Raw genomic sequence first — 15,668 nt, forward strand, 5'->3', positions numbered from 1 at the left:
ATCAACCGTTCGAGCGAAGACATGGCGACGGAGATGCTTGCTGAGGCACGAGTTCAAAACCCCGGGATGACACGCATCTCCGTCGCACAGCCGCATTATACAGCAGCGGCAACGTACAAGGATGAGGGCTGGTCGTTGTGCGTGCCGCCCCGGGTGAGGGCTGATCGTTGGGCGGGCTGCCCTCTCCTCCCTTGCGGGTCCGGCAGGACAGCAGGCGCCCCCGGCGCCATGCAAGCTAAAAAGCGTCCGCCGAAGAACGAGGAGAAGAAACACACCTTGCGAATAGAGGGATCGCGGCATGTCCCTTCTCCCCTGGAGATGGCGGCGGCAGCCGGATCAGGGCTGCCGCCGTCCTCCTATCCGTCAAAGTGCCGCCTTGATTTTCTCGGCGACGTCGGCCGGGACCCATTGCGACCAGACGCTTTCGTCCTGCTGCAGGAAGCGCTTGGCGCCGTCTTCGCCGGTGCCCTGGTTTTCGGTTTCCCAGGCCATGATCTGGCCGACCGTGTCGTTGCTCCAGCCGCGCTTGTTGAAATAGGCCATGACCTCCGGGCTGGTGCGGTCGGCGAATTTCTTGGTCAGAACGGTCATCACCTTGTCGACCGGCCAGTCGGCAACCTTCGGATCGGGGCAGGCGAGGTTGGTGATGCAGCGCTTCCATTCGACCGGATCGGCCGCACCGTTCTGCTTGAGCTTCACCAGCTGATATTTGCCGAGCAGCGCCGTCGGCGCCCAGTAATAGGTGATGAAGCCCTGCTTGCGTTCATAGGCCTTGCCGATCGCGCCATCGAGGCCGGCCGCCGAGCCCGGGTTCATCAGCGTGAAGCCCTTGTCGGCCGCCTTGTAGGCCTTGAACAGCTGCGTCGTGACAACGGTCGCGCCCCAGCCTTCGGCGCCGTTGAAGACCACGCCCTTGCTCGGGTCTTCCTGATCGGGGAAGAGGTCGGGATGGGCAAGCGCGTCCTCGACGGTCTTGATCTCGGGATGGGCGTCGGCGATATATTTCGGGATCCACCAGCCCTGAATGCCGCCATCGGGAAGGGCCGGAGCGCCGAAGACGATCTTGCCTTCCTGGACGCCGCGCGGAACGATCTCGGGCAGCAGGTCGACCCAGGTTTCGGAGGAGACGTCGGGCTCGCTCTTTTCCACCATCGATGTGGTGGTCGGCACCGTGTCGCCGGGAACGGTCTCGACGTTGCAGCCGTAACCGTTCTCGAGGATGAACTTGTCGACGAAGGTCAGGACTTCGGCGCTTTGGGCATTGTGCACGGCCAGCACCACGTCGCCGCATTCGGCCGCGTGGGAAAGCGATGCGCCGCCGGCAAGGCCGGCCAGCAGACATGTGGATGCAAGCAGTTTTTTCATTGTCGTTCCCTCTGTTTTGCGGCGTCGGTAAGCCAGGGCGCCGCGTCCCTGTTTAGAAATAGCTGGCCACCGGCTCTCCGAGCACTTCGAGGCGCGGCGTGATCCCGAGGCCGGGGGCGGCCGGTGCGGTGACGCGGCCGTCGCGCACGGCAAAATCGCCGTCGGCGGTCTTGATGGCGACGATGTCGCGGCATTCGAGCACGCAGCGCAGGTTCTTTTCCGGCACCGTCTGGCCGAGATGGACGATGGCCGCGAAGGCGATGTCCGAGCCGGTCGTTTCCTGGACGCTGACGGTGTAGCCGGCGGCGACCGAGATATCGCGATGCCGGCGGCCGCGGGTCAGCCCGCCATTCTTGGAGATCTTCAGGCCGATGCCTTCGGCGGCGTCGTCACCGAGAAGCTGGGCGATTGCCGCATCGTCGGTGGCGAGTTCGTCGAAGATGATCGGCACATCCGTGCGTCGGCGCAGCGACATGCATTCGCGCCAGGTCGCGCAGGGTGCTTCGAGCACGAAATCGAGCCCGGCCGGCAACAGCCGCAGCATGCGCAGCGCGGTTTCGACGGTCATGCCGCCATTGGCATCGACGATGAAGAATTCGCCCGGCCGCTTGTCGGCGAGCGAGGCGGCAATCCGGGCAGCATCGACGGCCGGCTCGTCGCCGATCTTGACCGAATGGGCGATGTAACCGAGCTGGCGATGCTCGGCCACGCGCCGGCGCATATCGTCCGGATCGCCCATATAGATCGACGAAATGACAGGCATCTCGACATCGGTGCGCCCGCCGAGCAGCTCGCAGACGGGCAGGCCGACCGATTTGCCGAACAGATCCCAGCAGGCGACGTCGAGCGCCGTCTTGGCATGCAGATGCCCGACCAGCGCCTGGTCCATGGCGTCGTTGATGCGGTCGACGCGGCGGGGATCGAGCCCGATCAGACCAGGCGCGATTTCCGCAATGCCGGCGCGCACGCCGAGCGCATGCGAGGCGATATAGGTCGAGCCGAACGGGGTACTCTCGCCCCAGCCTTCCAGCCCGTTCTGCGTCGTGATCCTGACGATCGTCGCATCGAAGCTTCGATATTCGCGCCCGCCCGACAGCCGGTAGACGCCGCCCCGATAGGGCAGGTCGACTTTGAAGACATCGATTTTTTCGATTTTGAGTTCGCTCATTGTGGCTCTTCTATTCGGGGATGACGAGAACGAGCTTGCCGGCGATGCGCTTCGACAGGAAATCCCGCTGCGCCTCGACGATCTCGCTCAAGGGATAGCTCTTGCCGACGAGCGGCCTGATTTCGCCGCGCTCGACATAGGAGACGAGGTTTTCGAAGACGACGTCCTCCTGGAAGGTGCAGCCGAAGAAGGTCAGGTCCTTGAGATAGAGCGTCCTGACGTCGAGCTCGACGATCGGTCCGGCGATGGCGCCGGCAACGGCGTATCGCCCGCCCTTTTTCAGAACGTCGAGCAGCTCGCCGAAGGAGGGACCGGCGGCGACATCGAGGACGACGTCGACCGTCTCCCTGCCGAGCCCGGCGACGATGCTGTCGCCGCGCGCAACGACGCGGTCGGCGCCGATCGCCAGCAATTGCGCCGCCTTGTCGGGGCTTGAGATCGCCGTGACGGTGGCACCCCGGCGCTTCGCCAGCTGGATCGCCGCCGAGCCGACGCCGCCGGAGGCGCCGGCGATCAGGACGTGCTCGCCGGCGCCGACGGCTGAGCGGTGCAGCATGCCCTCGGCGGTGGAATAGGCGCAGGGCAGCGACGCCAGCTCGACATCGCTCCAATCGCAGTCGACCCTGTATGTCTCGCGCGCCGGCGCCACCGCATATTGGGCAAAGCCGCCGTCACATTCCGAGCCGAAGGTCCAGCATTCGAAGGGGCGATAATCGACATGGGAGCGCAGCATATTGCGCACCAGCACCCGCTCGCCGATCCTGATGGGATCGACACCGTCGCCGACAGCGACGATGCGCCCGCAGCAATCGGCCCCCTGGATGCGCGGAAAGGCGAGCGGCACGCCCGACCAGCTGGCGTCGGCGTCCTCTGCCGACTGGAAACCTGTCGCCCCGCCGCTTTCCGTGCCTGTTGTCACCGCCTTGGAATACCAGCCGATGCGGGTATTGATATCGGTGTTGTTGACGCCGGCTGCGGCGACGCGGATCAGCACCTCGCCGGCCTTGACCCGGGGAAGCGGAATGTCCTCGCGATATTCGAGTTTCTCGAAGCCGCCATGGCCGGTGAGGAGAACGCCCTTCATCCGCTCGGGCAGCCCTTGCGCGGCCGGTTTCGACCTTGATGTCTCGATGTTCATGCCTGTTCGGGACCTCGAAAATAGCGTCGCCCAACGCGCGGCCGGGCACCGGACGGGCGTCTTTTCCTCGCGACATGCTGTTTGTGGGTCCTATGAAAACGGCAGGCAGGGCCTGAAGACAAGACTCATAAAAATCCTGATTGTGTTGAGTTGAACTCAAGACAGAGCAGTATGCGCGCGTTATCATGGCGGAAATATCAACCCCGCGTCCACGGGCGCTGGGAATAGATGGGAGAGCATCGATGGTCCGTCGTTTCTATGGTCTGCCGTCGCTGACTGCCCTTGCCACCTTCGAGGCCTCCGCCCGGCACGGCAATTTCACCCTCGCGGCGGCCGAGCTCAATGTCACCACGGGCGCCGTCAGCCGGCAGATCAAGTCGATCGAGCAGGAACTCGGCGTTCCCCTGTTCGTGCGCACCGGCAAGGGGGTGATGCTGACGGCACCGGCCGAGGAATTGTATCGGGCGCTCGCCAGCGGCTTCGCCAAGGCCTCCGAGGTGGTCAATTCGATCAAGCAGGGAAACAGCGCCCGCAACGTCACCATTGCCTGCAGCGAAGTGTTCGGCTCGATGTGGCTCATTCCCCGCATGCCGGATTTCTGGCGGCGCTTCACCGATATCTCGGTCGATCACCTGATCGGCGACAACTTCAAGGTCTTCCGCCGATCGGAACTGGAGCTGCGCATCCGCTACGGATCGGGCAAATGGATCGACGAGACGGCGGAATTGCTATTCGACGATTGTCTCTATCCGGTCTGCAGCCCCGGATTCGCCGAAAAACACGCCGGCGCCACCGCCGCCGATCTCGCCGATCTGCCGCTGTTGAACGTCGAATGGGTCGAGCCCGGCTGGACCGGCTGGGAAGAGGTGCTGCTGCGCGCCGGCGTGCCCTATCGCGCCGTCAGCGGCAGACGGTTCGGCAAGTTCAGCGTGGCGCTGCAGGCGGCGATGGCCGACCAGGGCCTGGTCGTCGGCTGGCACCGCCTGGTCGGGCCGCTGGTCGAAAAGGGCGATCTGGTGCGCTTCACCGATCTGGTCGTTCCCGATCCGGGAGCCTATTACCTCACCTGGAACAACACCCGCGCGCTTCCCGCCGCGGCGCTATCGCTGCGCGACTGGATCAGGATGCTTGCCGAAGAGGAAAGACGCGCGCCGATGCCTTTGGCGCGCGGGGCACCCTGAAACCGTCCTGACGGTCGCTTTGGGCATTTGGTGGCCCTTGCCGCCGGCGCTCCCCATTCTCCGTCGCCCTCGGGCTTGACTCGAGGACCCACGCGGTTGGGCACCTCGTTTCTGACAAAGCGGCGGCCACAAGTTCAAGTGGAGTGCCCTCGTGCCCCAGCAATCTCACCCCGCCACTTCCGCCTCCGGCTTGTTCAGCCGGAGATCGAGCACCAGCGGCACGGCAAGCGCGTAGACGGCGACGACCGATAGCCAGATGGCGCCCGGCCATTCCTCCCGGAAGAGGAAATAGAGGCTGGAAAAGCCGAGCGGCGCTGCGATCGAGGCGAGGCTGACGGCGGACGCCAGCACGCCCTGGAACTGGCCCTGGCTGTTCTCGTCGACCTGCCGGGTCGCCAGCGATTGCAGCGCCGGCACGCCGATGCCGCCGAGGGTGAAAACCGGCATGATCGCGAAGATCATCCAGCCCTGGCCGGCAAAGGCCATGACGGTGAGCGCGAGCGAGACGCCGGCAACACCCACGAGGATCGCCGCGCGTTCGCCGAGCAGTTTCACGGCCGGCCCGGGCAGCAAGGCCTGGGCAAACGTCTGGCAGATGCCGAAGGCGCCCAGCGAAAGGCCGATCGACAGCCCGTTCCAGTGAAAGGCGTCGCTGCCCCACAGCGCCCAGCAGGTGCCGTAGGCCTCGCCGGTGGCGCTGAAGATGAAGAACAGGATGACGATCGGCAGCAAGCTTTTGACCGCCAGCACCGCGCGCAGCGGTTTCAGCGGATTGAGCGCCGCCAGGTCGATCGTCTCGCGGCGGCCCGGGCGTGATTCCGGCAGGACGAAGACGGCGAGCAGCAGGTTGGCGCCATTCAGCACCGCCGCGGCGAGGAAGGGCAGCCGCAGCCAATGGTCGCCGAGCACGCCACCGAGAACCGGGCCGATGATGAAGCCGAGGCCGAACATGGCGTTGAACAGGCCGAAGCGGCGGGCGCGTTTCTCCTCCGGCGAGATGTCGGTGATATAGGCGGTGGCGACCGAGATATTGGCGCTGGTCAGCCCGGCGATCGCCCGGCCGATGAACAGCAGGGTCAGATTGGGCGCCAAGGCGAGGAAGAGGTAGTTGACGGCCGCACCGGCTAGCGAAATCAGCAGCACCGGCCGGCGGCCGAGCCGATCGCTCAGCGCCCCGAGCACCGGGGCGAAGATGAACTGCATCAGCGCATAGAGCGCGGTCATCGTGCCGATATAGGGCGCGACGTCTGCGGCATGGGTGATATCCTCAAGCAGCGACGGCAGGATCGGGAAAATCAGCCCGATGCCGACGGCATCGAGGACAATGGCGGTGAAGATGACGATAAGAGATCTGGTCATGGGTGCGTTCCGGGTCGACGCGAGCAGGCAGCGCCGACAGAGTGCGCCGATGGCTCACGATGAGGCCTGATCTGGTCAGGCACTGGTTTCAGGGAGGTGCTGGCCGAACCATGGCTGATGCGCATGGCGGGCCTGTGCTCGACCGCCTGGACGACCCATTCGTCCACCTGTTTACTCCGCCACTGAGCGGATCAAGGGAGGCAGTCGCTTTTCGCGACGGGCAAGACATACGCCGGATGGTTGAGTAGGGCAAGCCTGTTTTTTTGTGGAGGATAGTTGCGGGTGTGAGGTTTTGTGGCGCCGTCGATCAATTCTCTGCCGTGTTTCAGGTGAGACCGATGAGGACCTCCAACAGAATGGAAGGTGAACTCAGAAAGCCTCCCGCCACGAGACCAACGAAGCCGAGCCCCAGCGCCCCAGCAATTCCGTGGCTCTCCCAGCCGTAATGGGCCCCCAGGGCCGTTGCCGTCATGACGATCGAAACTGTCCAAACGATCTTGACGAGCGAGATCAAGCGCCGCCCCATCGTTCGTCTTTTTTCCGCCTCGGCCAAACCAACCTTCTCGAGCGCTTCCCTGCCACATTGAAGCATTGCAATTTTTAGGGGCATCATCAACGGGGCGGAGTATCGAAGGGAAGAGATGGTAAACGCCTCTGCACCGTTCGTGCGGCCCGGCACACCCTCGCTCCAGCCTCATGGCGCGCCCTCTCTCCAGCCTCATCCTGAGGCGCGTAGCCCAGAGGGCGAAGCCTCGAAGGACGGGGCTGGCCACCGCAGCCACCCGCCCTCGTCCTTCGAGGCCCCTGCGGGGCACCTCAGGATGAGGGCTGATCGTTGTGCGTGTCGCCTGCCAAGCTCTCTGCCGAGCGCCGTGGCCGCCCCCTCTGCCGGAGCTCAGGATGAGGACTGATCGTTTTGCCTGCCGCCTTAGGATGGGAGCTCATCGTTGTGCCTGTCACTTGGGGGATCGAAAGACCGGCCACATCGGCCCTGGGGGTCGAGAGGGGTAGATGGCGGGTGGGCTTCGCGGGGATATCATCACCCCAGCACCACCAATGACGCGTTTCGCCTGTCGTTCGGCGCATATGAGGTAGTTTTGCCGGAGCAGTGGCCCCACCATTATGAGAACTTCAGCTCCGAAAAACAGACAGGCAGGCTATGACAGATATCGCGCAGATGCAGGAACAGCGATTGAACGCCCTTCGACAGACCGCGTCGGGTGCGCCGAAACTGCCGTCCAACCCGTTCTTCGGCGTCGGGCCGATCACCGATGCGACGACCGATGAAGTGGATAGCCGCCTGCGGCGCATCGCTTTCGACGCCTGGATCGAGAAGACCTATCGTAAGTTCGACGACCGGGGCAACGATATCGGCGGCTTCACTACGGCCGAGATTTCCCGCAGCATGCATCGCGGTTATCCGGCCGACAAGATCCTGACCGATATGATGCGGGCGATCCATCGCTATTTCGGTTTCCCCAAGACCAACCGCATGGCGGTCGGGCTCGGCGGCGGCCATAGCGGCTTCACCGTCTGCATCCAGCACCTGATGAATGCCAACGATGCCGGCCAGCGCGTCTATGTCGATACGCCGCGGCCGGAGAGCGATCCGTCCAAGGCCGCCGGCTTCTTCCGCCAGTCCTGGGCGACGCAGCTGATCGAAATGCAGCGTTTCGCCGAAAAGGGCTGCGAGAGCCGCATCCATTTCGCCGCCTCCGAAGGCGTGATCCCGACGGCGGCCGAACTGTCGGCGCTCGGCGTGTCGATCTTCGTCGGCGTCGGCCACGAAACGACGGGGGCGAACGCCTATACCAGCGCCGAGATCCGCGAGCTGCTGAGCTGGCTCGACGGCGACCCGGCCAACCGCCATGCGGTGTTCGACGCCACCTCGATGCTCGGCGCCATGCCCTGGGAGCCCGAGCTCGTCAGCGCCGTGATGGCGAAGTGCTGCCTGTTCATGCCGTTCCAGAAGGCGATCGGCGGCATCTCCGGCTATTTCGTCGCCTCCTTCACCCCGCATGCGCTGGCGCTGATCGAAGAGAATCAGCAGGATCCGGCCTGGGCAATCCCGCGGCAGCTGAAGATCGCCCCGCCGATCGATCCGCGGCAGCCGTTTTCGGCCAAGCGCTCGGTCGATGCCGGGCCGTTCTACGATCCGGCCGAAGACCGCATGCTCGGCGGCGTCATCAATACCTACAGCGCGCTCGCCTTTGCCGAAACCACCTTCGGCCTGCTGCAGTCGGAAGCCCGGGTCGGCTCCGTCGTCGAGCTCAACCGCCGCTCGGCCGCCAACCGCGCCGTGATCGACGAATGGGTCAAGTCGCACCCGCTGCTGTCACTGACCGTCACCGATGCCGAGCGCCGCGGCGCCGCCGTGACGCTGCTGAAGGTCGAGGACGTCGGCATCACCGATGCCGGCATCCACGCCCGCATCATCGCCCGCTCCAAGCAGCTGCTCGGTTATGAGGGCATCACCCATCCGAACGGCGAATATGAGCCCGGCCTCGATGCGGCCCGCTATGTCAACGCCTTCCCCGGCACACCCGGCGATTATCGCGCCTGGGTCGGCGGCATCCGCGAGCCCGAGGATGTCGTGGCGCTGTTGGAAAACCTGCAATATGCCTATCTCCGCGCCAAGATCGTCGTGCTCGAGGAGGAGCTCGCCAAACACGGCGTGACCTTCGAGGCGCCCGCCAAGGCCGATGGCGCCGTGCGCAAGGACGATCCGAACCGCGCCTATACGGTGCTGATCGCCGATCTCGTCGGCTTGCGCTTCGGCGCCGGTGGCGAGCCCGATTACAGCGAGGTCAAGGCCTATATCGAGGAGAAGGGCGGCAGCTTCCATCTCGGCCCGCTCGGTGATCGCGCAGGCCTGGAAAAGGGCCGCATCCATTTCTTCTATCAGCCGAACCTCAGCACCGAGGCGGAGATCCTGCCGCAGACCGACAAGGGCCAGTATGATGCGCTGATCGCGGCGGCGACCTTCATTCCGAAGGGCTCGGTCTTCCCGCTCGGCGGCGTGCGCATCGGCGCCGGCACCGGCAATATGGGCTCGGCCTCCTGGGGCGGCGGCAATGGCGAGGGCGGCGAGGCGCCGCTGATGAATACGCCCGGCATCAACAGCCGCGCGACCGCCCAGATGGCTTTCAAGGCGATCCTGAAGGTCGTGCCCGACCTGCCGGTCGACCGGCTGCACCGGATGGTCGCCGGCGGTGATTTCGATACCGGCCGCCAGCTCAAGGATTTCCCGACGGCCAAGCTCGAGGGCCGCAAGCTCGCCGTTCTCGGCTACGGCAATATCGGCCGTGAAGTCGCCAAGCTCGCCAAGGCCTTCGGCATGACGGTGGCGATCTATGCCCGCGAACATCACAAGCGCTGGATCGAGGCCGAGGGCTTCGACTATGCCGCAAGCCCGGTCGAAGCGGCAAGCGGCGCCGACGTGCTCTCCGTCCATATCGGCCTCGGCCGCCTGGATGCCGCGACTGGCACCTATTCCAATGCCGGCACGGTGAATGCGCAGGTGCTCGGCGCCATGAAGGACGGCGCGGTGCTGGTCAATTACGACCGCGGCGAAGTCGTCGATGCCGGCGCCCTCGATGCAGCGCTTGCCTCGGGCAAGATCGCCCATGCGGCGATCGACGCCGACCTCTTCAGGGATGCCGCGACCGGCGCGCTGAGCGGCCCGATGCTGCCCTACCTGCCGCTCGAAGCGCGCCACAAGGGCAAACTGGAGCTCCTGCCGCACGCCGCCGCCGACACCGACCACCCCTCGCGGGTGACCGGCGCCAAGCAGGCGGTCGACCAGATCTTCGACGTCATCCGCTTCAAATCCGTCGTCAATCTCAAGGGCGACCTGCCGGAAGGCTACGTCTCCGGCGGCAGCCGCACGCCGGCCGGCATCGGCAAGGTGACGAAGCAGGTCGTCGCCGAGGCCAGTGGCAAGGCTGAGCTGCTGGAAGAACTGCGCCAGGTCTCGGAAAAGATCGCCGCCATCACCGGCGCGCTGTCGGCCGTCTCCGACCGGGGACACCAGCAGCGCATCGTCGAGCGCTACACCGCGCTCCTGGTCGAAAGCGCAGACCGACAGCGCGCGCTTCTCGACCAACTCGGCCTCTATGGGCCGGCGGAGGGGTGAGACCATTGACGGCACGGCGAGTGGCGACGGTCTTTTGTCGCTGACGCCGTGCCGCGCAGCCCCCTCATCCGACCCTTCGGGCCACCTTCTCCCCGCTGGGGAGAAGAGGGAGAGTGGCGCTTGCCCATCAATCCCATTGGATGAAGTGCCTATAAGCAGGCGGATTCGTTTGCCGGTGCCGGAGCAACTTGCTCCCTCTTCTCCCCAGCGGGGAGAAGGTGGCCCGCAGGGTCGGATGAGGGGGCCGCACGGCACAACCTCGCATCATCATTCGTTCCGTGATCCGCGTCCGAGGCCGCTAGCCTGTAACGATCCGCAGCAGCCCAAAACAAAACAGGCGGCACATCGGCCGCCTGTTTTCGTGTCTTCGGGTAACCCGTTACTTCTGTTCGGGCGCCAGGAACTCGGCGCAATAGGACGGGCCGTTGACGCCGGGAATGTCGGCGACGGTGCGGATGTCGCGGATCGTATAGTCGGAATTGGTGGTGATTTCGGCCTGGCAGCGCAGGTAGGCGGTGCGGGCGGCGGCGATCTGCTTGCCGCGCTTGCCATCGGCGCCCTCGGCATATTTGGCCGGAATGCGCACGGTCTTATAGCCGCCGCGCCAGGTATAGATGGTGCTCGAACCTTCCTCGCGGTCGCTGATCGGCGGACCGAAGGCGGCAAAGAAGATGCCGGCCGATTTACCGACCCAGCGGGCCTCGATCGGATTGCCGGCGGAAGGAATGGTCGTGCATCCGGCAAGCGCAATTGCAAGCCCGGCCGCGGTGATGGTGCGGAGTTTCATCGTGTCGTCCCTGATCTCTGGCGCATTGGCTGCGAAGCCGCCGTCGCGGCGGTTTCGCCTGTCCCGCCGAGCCCTTTAGCGCGGAACCCGGCAAAAGAAAATTGCCCCTTTTGCACTTCCGTTTAATTTGCGCGGGGTGTGTCTTTTTGCAGCAACGGCCCATTCCAGCCCCTGTCATCAACCCGTCAAAAATTCCCTCGGATTTTTGAAAATTGGCGCTTGTGCAACCAGATAGGCTGTTCTATAGAAGCGCCGCTGGTCACGGAGTGTAGCGCAGTCTGGTAGCGCACCACGTTCGGGACGTGGGGGTCGAGTGTTCGAATCACTCCACTCCGACCAGCTAGAAACCCCGCTTCGGCGGGGTTTTTCGTTTCCGAACTGAGTTCTCTGCGAAAGTCATTCTTAGGTCGGCGGATCAATTTGCGGACCGATTGATCTGGCGTGAGCTCTCGGAGAGGGTGACATTCGCTTGTCGAACGAGGTCGACGGCGTAGCGCTACTGCGTCGCGTGCGAGCGCGCCTCAAAAGGATGATCGCCGACACTCGCGACGACTATTACGGCAGCGCCCGGCTTGATTCGTATTGCAAAGCGCGTGACGGCAGGACTCGAGCTCCAAGGCGTGAGGCGATCCGGGCTGATTGATGCTCGGGCGATGACTACATTCGCCCCAATTTCTCCCTTCACTCGTGTCACGTGCTATGCGCAAGATGATGAGGCGTGCTTTTGCGTGGCAAATTATGTTGATGTGGCATCTATAAAGTGGTGGCGAACTTTATAGCTAAAGTCGGCTTTGCTATAAGGTTCGCTGTCACTTTATAGGAAGCTATCATGCAGCGTTCTGAATTTATCGCCCCCGATACCGGTACGTTGGTCGCAACGATCGACAATCAATTTGCTTTTATCCCATCACCACTCCCACCAAAGTTAGAGTTGGCTGATATAGCGACATGTGTAGGTGAGGCACTTCAGAAACTTGGCGAGTTAAAGGGGGCATGTCGGCGACTCACCAATCCGTATATTTTGGTGCGCCCTCTTCAGCGTAATGAAGCCTTAACTTCATCTGCTATGGAAGGGACCTTCACAACTGACAGCCACTTGTTGTTGGCGGAGGCCGGTCTCGACACAGACAGTGACGATTCCACACGCGAAGTCGTAAATTATCTGAACGCGCTCAACGCCTCCCTCGAGATGCTTCGAGAACTACCGATTTCTCATCGGGTTCTCAAAAAGGGACACGAAATTCTCCTCAGCGGACTGAGTTCGATGAGAGGTGCGCAGAAGCGCCCTGGGGAGTACAAGCGAGACCAAAATTGGATCGGCGGCCGGACAATCGAGGGGGCTCGCTACGTGCCTCCTCCGCCGGCTGAAACTCAAGAATGTATGGATGCTCTGGAACGATACCTTAACCGAGAAGCAGAGACATCTGCATTCAGCAGGCTCATCGATCTAGCTTTAGTTCACTATCAGATAGAAGCGATACATCCCTTTGCTGACGGGAACGGCCGTATGGGCCGCATGTTAATATCGCTCATGGCGGTTCATAATGGTCTTCTCGATATGCCGATCCTGTACATAAGTCCGGCTATGGAGCACCATAAGGACGAATATATCGACAGGATGTACAACGTCTCTACCAAAGGCGAATGGGCTGAATGGATCAAATTCTTCTGCGACCGGATTTGCGAGACATGCTCTAGCGTTATCGTCGCGATCGATAGAATTATTACTTTGCATGAGAATCTCAGAAACCGAGCCTCAAGCTCCGGCAGATCGTCAAATCCCCTTACAATAATTGATTACCTGTTCGAGAGGCCCGTAATTACCGTTGGAGAAGCTGCCGATAAGCTTAGCGTGACATACGCTGCCGCCAGAGGGACAATTGAGAAGCTCATCGAACTGGGCATTGTTGAGGAGCTTCCTGGGTTGTACCCGAAGGCGTATTATTCACCCTCCATCATGACGGTGAGTAGGCCAGATCCTATCCAGAGCAAAACTGCTGGGCAGGGCCAAGCGCCCTCGAAATCGTCGCGGGGAAATTAGTGTCGACCTCGTATCTTCGTGCTCCGGTATAAACACGCTCGGCACCGCCAGCAATTTCCGCCATGCCTTGCGGCGGGGGTGGATATCATTGTGCGTGGAGCGCGGGTCGCAACAACGACAGTCCGCCGCTGCTCCCGCCCCCAGTTATAATTTTCATACCAAAAAGCTATAATCAGGGACGCGGGATGAGAAAAACGCGACGACCGGAACGAGTCCCAAAGTGATTCGTTGAGTCGCGTGTTCCGTGTTGGGGGGCTGCATCATGAGCAAGCGGCGAAGCTTCAAACCAGTGAAGATCACCATCAATGGCAAGACCAGGACCGTTTATAACGTCGTCCAGGCCGGCAATATGCTGCTGAGCGACTGGCCGGAGCAGACGCCGGCGGCCAAGGCTGCCGAGCTGCTTGTGCTTGACGTCTTCAACGACGCCGCCGGGCCCGAGCAGGTGCGCCGCGCCTTCATAACGGCGGCCAAGGCGAGCGACATCAAGTTCAGTTCCTGACCGGCGGTATTGGCAAAGGCCTTCGCGCACTTCCATTATGTCTGCTCCTGATTTGCGAGATCACGGTGCTTCAGCTGCGGCTCCATCCAGGCGGCCGAGACGATTGCGGCGAGGAAGCCGAAGGCGAGGCAGGTGAGGGTCTGGATCCGCCAGGAGACGAAGGTGACGGGCGCCGGGGCGACGGGCCTTTCGGCGCAGTGGCCGGGCGGGCAGGGGCAGCCGGAAAAGGCTTGGATGATGCAGTCGGCAGACATGGCCATCTCCCTCAGGCGTAAAGCTGATCGCGGTCGGTGATGCCCATGATCTCGCGGGCATAGCGGTAATGCGCCGCCACACTTGATGTGGCGCCGCGCAGCCAGGACGGGCCGCGGACCGAATGTTCGGGGCGGCGGAGATAGGCAAAGCCGAGCGCCCCCATGCGCTGGGCTTCATTGGCCATATAGGCGGCGCAGTCGTCGAGCCGGCGGGCGGCATTCCAGCGGGCGTCCCTTAGGCTCTGCTCGGTCTCGATCTTGCGGAAATGCTGCATCGCTTTGCCCTCTCTGCGCTGTCTGATCAGCGGCGTGAAGAAAGGTATATTTAATACCTCAATGCGTCAATCGCGTTGGGTATAAAAAATACCTCACGGATTGACGAGGTACTATTCGTAGGCGTATGGGTGAGCGCAGTGATTGGGCGACCGGGTGCAACTCCCGAGCTGACGAAGCCCAGCGGCGCGGGAAGCGAAAGTCCTTAAGTGCGCTGTCAGAAAATCAGGACGAGGGCGAAGCGAATGGCCCCTCTGGCACGTGTCCCATCCCGGCTCCGGCCTTCAGGACATGGCCAATGCTCTCCCGGCTTCATGGGCTTTGCTCATGGGGTAGGGGGAAGCTTTGGCCGGAACCCTCCCTCACCAGCCTTCAGGAACGGGAAAGAGATGGAAGAGAAAAGGAGCAAGAGAGATCAGGATACCAGGCGCGCGCGGCGGCGGCGATGATCCGCTCTGTGGCGGGTCGCGGTCTTTCGGTTTCGATGCCGGCGCTCGAAGGCTTGGTTCCAGGCGCGACGGTGTCGCGAGCGCGCCGCAGAACTTTGCGCGCGGTAATTGGAGCGCCGGCAAGGCGTCCGATGCCCTTCGCTTTTCGAGGCGAAGCTCAGCTCAATGCAGCATCCCCCGCGCGGCGCCGAAAGCGATGAGCAGCACGGCGAGTGTGACGATGTAGAACCAAATTCTGCCGGCGCCTGAGGAAGGACGGATCATCTTGAATCTTTTTCGGAAGGGCTTGGCGTTTTGCTGGAAAGCTGAAAGTTATATCCAGGAATTTATTGATGTTTCGAGAGAAGTCGAGGCTCTCACATCTCGATCACCGAGCGGCGGACGCGCCCGACAATGGTGACGGCGCCCTGGAATTGTGGCGGCGGCACCTCCTCGTAGGAGGCGGGCTGGAAGGGCGGATTGTCGTTCGGGCGGTAGCGCTTGTAGGTCGCAGCGCCGGTCTCGTCGGCGACGACGTAAAGCGCGTTCGGCGCCAGGCGCTTGTCGCGGCGATTGACGAAAATGATCGAGCCCGGCGGCGAGATCTTGTTCATCGAATTGCCTTCGACCTCGAGGGCGATCCAGTCGCCGTCCGGCAGATCGAGCGCGGCGACGGTCGCGAATTCCGAGAAGTCGGTGATCGGTGCCTGCTCGGTCAGCTGGCCGGCGCTGACCCAGGAGATCTTCGGCACGTCGGCAACGGAGACCGGCCGCTCTTCCGGATCGAGCGCATCGCCGATGCCGAACTGCAGCCAGTTGAGATTGACCTTGAACGCCTTGGCATATTTCTTCGCGTCGGCAATGCCGAAGCCGTTCCGGCCCGACTCATGCGCCTTGTAGACATTGGCGTTCCAGCCGAACCGATCGACGATCACCTTCGGCCCGGCAAAGCCGGCGTTCTTCCTGGCCATGACCAGACGCTTTGCGCGTTCTTCGCGCTCAAATTGTTCCTGATCTTTCAACATGATATAAATTAT

General features: G+C 62.8%; 13 protein-coding genes and 1 tRNA gene. 5 read left to right on the forward strand and 9 right to left on the reverse strand.

Annotation, left to right across the window (positions count from 1 at the left end):
• Positions 1-363: 363 nt before the first annotated feature.
• The 3 genes from EFD56_RS28615 to EFD56_RS28625 are packed head-to-tail and all read right to left on the reverse strand — an operon-like array spanning position 364 to position 3,671.
• The gene (locus tag EFD56_RS28615; RefSeq protein ID WP_126906904.1) at positions 364-1,365 is read right to left on the reverse strand and encodes a glycine betaine ABC transporter substrate-binding protein; all 1,002 of its coding nucleotides are present in this window, start codon (positions 1,363-1,365) and stop codon (positions 364-366) included.
• 52 nt (positions 1,366-1,417) lie between these two features.
• Entirely contained in the window at positions 1,418-2,533 is a 1,116-nt protein-coding gene (locus EFD56_RS28620; protein WP_126906905.1) for a mandelate racemase/muconate lactonizing enzyme family protein, read from the reverse strand.
• Between the two features lie 10 nt (positions 2,534-2,543).
• Positions 2,544-3,671 carry an alcohol dehydrogenase family protein gene (locus tag EFD56_RS28625; RefSeq protein WP_126906906.1) on the reverse strand — a complete coding sequence of 376 codons (1,128 nt, stop codon included), beginning with the start codon at positions 3,669-3,671 and terminating at the stop codon, positions 2,544-2,546.
• Between the two features lie 242 nt (positions 3,672-3,913).
• Here EFD56_RS28625 and EFD56_RS28630 point away from each other — a divergent pair, with 242 nt between their 5' ends.
• Positions 3,914-4,852, forward strand: coding sequence for a LysR substrate-binding domain-containing protein (locus EFD56_RS28630; RefSeq protein ID WP_126906907.1), 939 nt, complete (start codon positions 3,914-3,916; stop codon positions 4,850-4,852).
• 165 nt (positions 4,853-5,017) lie between these two features.
• Here EFD56_RS28630 and EFD56_RS28635 read toward each other — a convergent pair whose 3' ends face one another.
• Both EFD56_RS28635 and EFD56_RS28640 read right to left on the reverse strand, forming a co-directional pair.
• Positions 5,018-6,238 carry a TCR/Tet family MFS transporter gene (locus tag EFD56_RS28635; protein ID WP_342635164.1) on the reverse strand — a complete coding sequence of 407 codons (1,221 nt, stop codon included), beginning with the start codon at positions 6,236-6,238 and terminating at the stop codon, positions 5,018-5,020.
• 298 nt (positions 6,239-6,536) lie between these two features.
• Complete coding sequence (locus EFD56_RS28640; RefSeq protein ID WP_245440650.1) at positions 6,537-6,890, reverse strand: hypothetical protein; 354 nt, start codon at positions 6,888-6,890, stop codon at positions 6,537-6,539.
• A gap of 480 nt (positions 6,891-7,370) precedes the next feature.
• Between EFD56_RS28640 and EFD56_RS28645 the strand changes: the two genes are divergently transcribed.
• Positions 7,371-10,346 carry an NAD(P)-dependent oxidoreductase gene (locus EFD56_RS28645; protein WP_126906909.1) on the forward strand — a complete coding sequence of 992 codons (2,976 nt, stop codon included), beginning with the start codon at positions 7,371-7,373 and terminating at the stop codon, positions 10,344-10,346.
• Positions 10,347-10,725: 379 nt separating this feature from the next.
• Here the strand turns inward: EFD56_RS28645 and EFD56_RS28650 are convergent, their stop codons facing one another.
• On the reverse strand, positions 10,726-11,133 hold the full coding sequence (locus EFD56_RS28650) for a hypothetical protein (RefSeq protein ID WP_004674119.1): 408 nt from the start codon (positions 11,131-11,133) through the stop codon (positions 10,726-10,728).
• Between the two features lie 262 nt (positions 11,134-11,395).
• On the opposite strand from EFD56_RS28650, the gene EFD56_RS28655 reads away from it, so the two are divergent.
• The 3 genes from EFD56_RS28655 to EFD56_RS28665 all read left to right on the forward strand — a co-directional run bounded on the left by EFD56_RS28655 (position 11,396) and on the right by EFD56_RS28665 (position 13,676).
• Positions 11,396-11,472: transfer RNA gene (locus tag EFD56_RS28655), tRNA-Pro, on the forward strand.
• Between the two features lie 490 nt (positions 11,473-11,962).
• A complete protein-coding gene (locus EFD56_RS28660; protein WP_126906910.1) occupies positions 11,963-13,174 on the forward strand; it encodes a Fic family protein in 1,212 nt (403 codons plus the stop codon).
• A 262-nt stretch (positions 13,175-13,436) separates the two neighbouring features.
• Positions 13,437-13,676, forward strand: coding sequence for a DUF982 domain-containing protein (locus EFD56_RS28665; RefSeq protein WP_010033943.1), 240 nt, complete (start codon positions 13,437-13,439; stop codon positions 13,674-13,676).
• Positions 13,677-13,711: 35 nt separating this feature from the next.
• Here EFD56_RS28665 and EFD56_RS28670 read toward each other — a convergent pair whose 3' ends face one another.
• The 3 genes from EFD56_RS28670 to EFD56_RS28680 form a co-directional block, all read right to left on the reverse strand.
• Positions 13,712-13,930: a hypothetical protein gene (locus EFD56_RS28670; RefSeq protein ID WP_126906911.1), complete on the reverse strand. Its 219-nt coding sequence runs from the start codon at positions 13,928-13,930 to the stop codon at positions 13,712-13,714.
• Positions 13,931-13,941: 11 nt separating this feature from the next.
• Positions 13,942-14,205 (reverse strand): hypothetical protein, encoded by a 264-nt coding sequence (locus tag EFD56_RS28675; RefSeq protein WP_004673750.1) that lies wholly within the window; start codon positions 14,203-14,205, stop codon positions 13,942-13,944.
• An 803-nt stretch (positions 14,206-15,008) separates the two neighbouring features.
• Complete coding sequence (locus EFD56_RS28680; RefSeq protein WP_126906912.1) at positions 15,009-15,656, reverse strand: S24 family peptidase; 648 nt, start codon at positions 15,654-15,656, stop codon at positions 15,009-15,011.
• Positions 15,657-15,668: the final 12 nt, after the last annotated feature.

This window comes from Rhizobium phaseoli (genome assembly GCF_003985125.1).
Classification (GTDB): Bacteria; Pseudomonadota; Alphaproteobacteria; order Rhizobiales; family Rhizobiaceae; genus Rhizobium; species Rhizobium phaseoli.

Coding starts and splice junctions, on each gene's coding strand:
- EFD56_RS28665 (WP_010033943.1), top strand. CDS start 13,437: ATGAGCAAGCGGCGAAGCTTCAAACCAGTGAAGATCACCATCAATGGC.
- EFD56_RS28670 (WP_126906911.1), bottom strand. CDS start 13,930: ATGTCTGCCGACTGCATCATCCAAGCCTTTTCCGGCTGCCCCTGCCCG.
- EFD56_RS28660 (WP_126906910.1), top strand. CDS start 11,963: ATGCAGCGTTCTGAATTTATCGCCCCCGATACCGGTACGTTGGTCGCA.
- EFD56_RS28625 (WP_126906906.1), bottom strand. CDS start 3,671: ATGAACATCGAGACATCAAGGTCGAAACCGGCCGCGCAAGGGCTGCCC.
- EFD56_RS28615 (WP_126906904.1), bottom strand. CDS start 1,365: ATGAAAAAACTGCTTGCATCCACATGTCTGCTGGCCGGCCTTGCCGGC.
- EFD56_RS28645 (WP_126906909.1), top strand. CDS start 7,371: ATGACAGATATCGCGCAGATGCAGGAACAGCGATTGAACGCCCTTCGA.
- EFD56_RS28675 (WP_004673750.1), bottom strand. CDS start 14,205: ATGCAGCATTTCCGCAAGATCGAGACCGAGCAGAGCCTAAGGGACGCC.
- EFD56_RS28620 (WP_126906905.1), bottom strand. CDS start 2,533: ATGAGCGAACTCAAAATCGAAAAAATCGATGTCTTCAAAGTCGACCTG.
- EFD56_RS28650 (WP_004674119.1), bottom strand. CDS start 11,133: ATGAAACTCCGCACCATCACCGCGGCCGGGCTTGCAATTGCGCTTGCC.
- EFD56_RS28630 (WP_126906907.1), top strand. CDS start 3,914: ATGGTCCGTCGTTTCTATGGTCTGCCGTCGCTGACTGCCCTTGCCACC.
- EFD56_RS28680 (WP_126906912.1), bottom strand. CDS start 15,656: ATGTTGAAAGATCAGGAACAATTTGAGCGCGAAGAACGCGCAAAGCGT.